The sequence below is a fragment of the Gilliamella sp. B2838 genome, assembly GCF_026536185.1.
GTDB lineage: Bacteria > Pseudomonadota > Gammaproteobacteria > Enterobacterales > Orbaceae > Gilliamella.
Window position 1 is genome coordinate 1 of record NZ_JAFNOO010000034.1, and the last position, 1,723, is coordinate 1,723.

Here is a 1,723-nt window from a genome sequence, read left to right on the forward strand (position 1 = left end):
GCGTTATCGATTGTTCATTGTCTTTTTTATTATAACCGGCTGGCATTGATGGCATGCCAATGGTGCTGACGCCAACACTGCTGCTACTGACTTTATAATCTGCTTTATTTTCGCTATGATTTTGATTAGTGGATAGTTGAAAAAGTGATGAAGCAAAGCCAAAGGACGAATTTCAGCTTAAGTTTGAGGCGGTAAAGCAAATGAACCCTGACGAGCAGAAGTCAGTTAAAGAGATTTTAGACGCTATGATTTTAGAGCATCAGACTAAGCAGTTGATTGGTTGATTAAAACAGGGCGAGCTAAACAAGAAAAGCTACACAAGACAGTAAATAACAGCGCAGATTAACGGTCGGCTACAACCCTAACGGTGTGCAATTCAACCCAAGACCACAACTGACCATTAAAAGCAGGTGGCTGGCGCAATTCGGCTTTTATGTGGACTGCTATGTTATCGTTCAGATTGAGTAAGGCAAATTGATAGTAACACTTGCGAAGTAGATCGCATAGTTAGTAATTAATTAGCTCAGTTCTGCAACAGGGATCGTAGAACTGGAAACTGTTGGCGAATTTTTAATAAAAATCAGGTTCGACTAAATTCTCTGATTTAATTATTTCTAAAAAATATTTATATGCATTTTGATCTAACTCTAATAAATCATCAAGTAAATTTTTTTCTATTAAAGCCCAGTGAAATATTCCATATCCATTAGTTTGACCTTTAAAGAAAATAGTATTAAAATTCAATTTTGGTTCAACAATAACTATTTCAGTGTCTCTATAAGCAATTAATCCCCCATAATCAAAGGGTATTCCGTAAAAATACGTTTCATTCTTAATCCAATAAGTTGCAAAAACATTAATTATTTCACCTGATTTTGTTTCTATCTTCATTTAGTCTTGTCCTTTATTGAGTTTAACACATCTCTAGGATCTGCCATTATTCTTTGTGGTGTTGTTATTTTCATATCATAAGCTTTACCTGTATTAGAATTATATTGATAATGAATTGTGATTTTCTGTCCATTAGATAATTCATATACAGCTTGCATCTTTTGAAAACCTAATGATGAGTCAAATCTAATATCATTATTCATTCCTTTTAATTCGCTGCCAACTAAGGGATTTAACTCAACTTGTTTCCAAAATAATTGTTCATTTAGATCTCGAGGTATTATAGTTTGTGTTCCTGATTTAGCTGTTGATATTTTTTCTGCTTCTTTTATCTGTTGCATTTGTTGATTTGTAAGATTCAGATTTTTATCCTTAACACTAGCCGAACCAACAAACATCGAACCAATTATTGCCACAGAATGCATTGCATTATCAAACTTAACTAGATTTCTTGCCGATTCAATACTTATTCCTAAACCTTCTGATAAATTTTGAGCCTTATATTCATTATAGGCAGCTTGATCTCTTCCTTCTAATTCACCAATTTGGCTTAATATTTTTTTATAGCCATCATAATATTTGGTGTAATTAGCATAAGCATCATTATAAGCTAGATAATCTTCTGGAGTTAGAGTTTTAAAATAGCTATCATATGCTGACTGCAACTCTATTCTTGCTGAATTACATTCTGATGAGCTTAAATTCTGACAAACATTATTTAGAATCTCATCTCGTTGTGCATCTAGCGCATTTAAAATAGCAACTTGGCCTTCTAATTCCTGTTTCTTTTCGTCTGAAACAACTAGACTACCTTTATTTATCAAGTCTAATT

The 1,723-nt window shown here is 33.0% G+C and carries 2 protein-coding genes and 1 pseudogene; 1 reads left to right on the forward strand and 2 read right to left on the reverse strand.

The genetic code is table 11. The features are described from left to right. Positions 1-345: 345 nt before the first annotated feature. Positions 346-468, forward strand: a pseudogene (locus J3U63_RS13475) (SymE family type I addiction module toxin); the annotation flags it as partial. Between the two features lie 102 nt (positions 469-570). Here J3U63_RS13475 and J3U63_RS13145 read toward each other — a convergent pair. Continuing rightward, a complete protein-coding gene (locus J3U63_RS13145) occupies positions 571-891 on the reverse strand; it encodes a hypothetical protein (RefSeq protein WP_267344975.1) in 321 nt (106 codons plus the stop codon). Continuing rightward, positions 888-1,723 (reverse strand): DUF6862 domain-containing protein (locus J3U63_RS13150; RefSeq protein ID WP_267371840.1); only part of this gene is annotated, 836 nt, incomplete at its 5' end. The genes J3U63_RS13145 and J3U63_RS13150, both read right to left, overlap by 4 nt.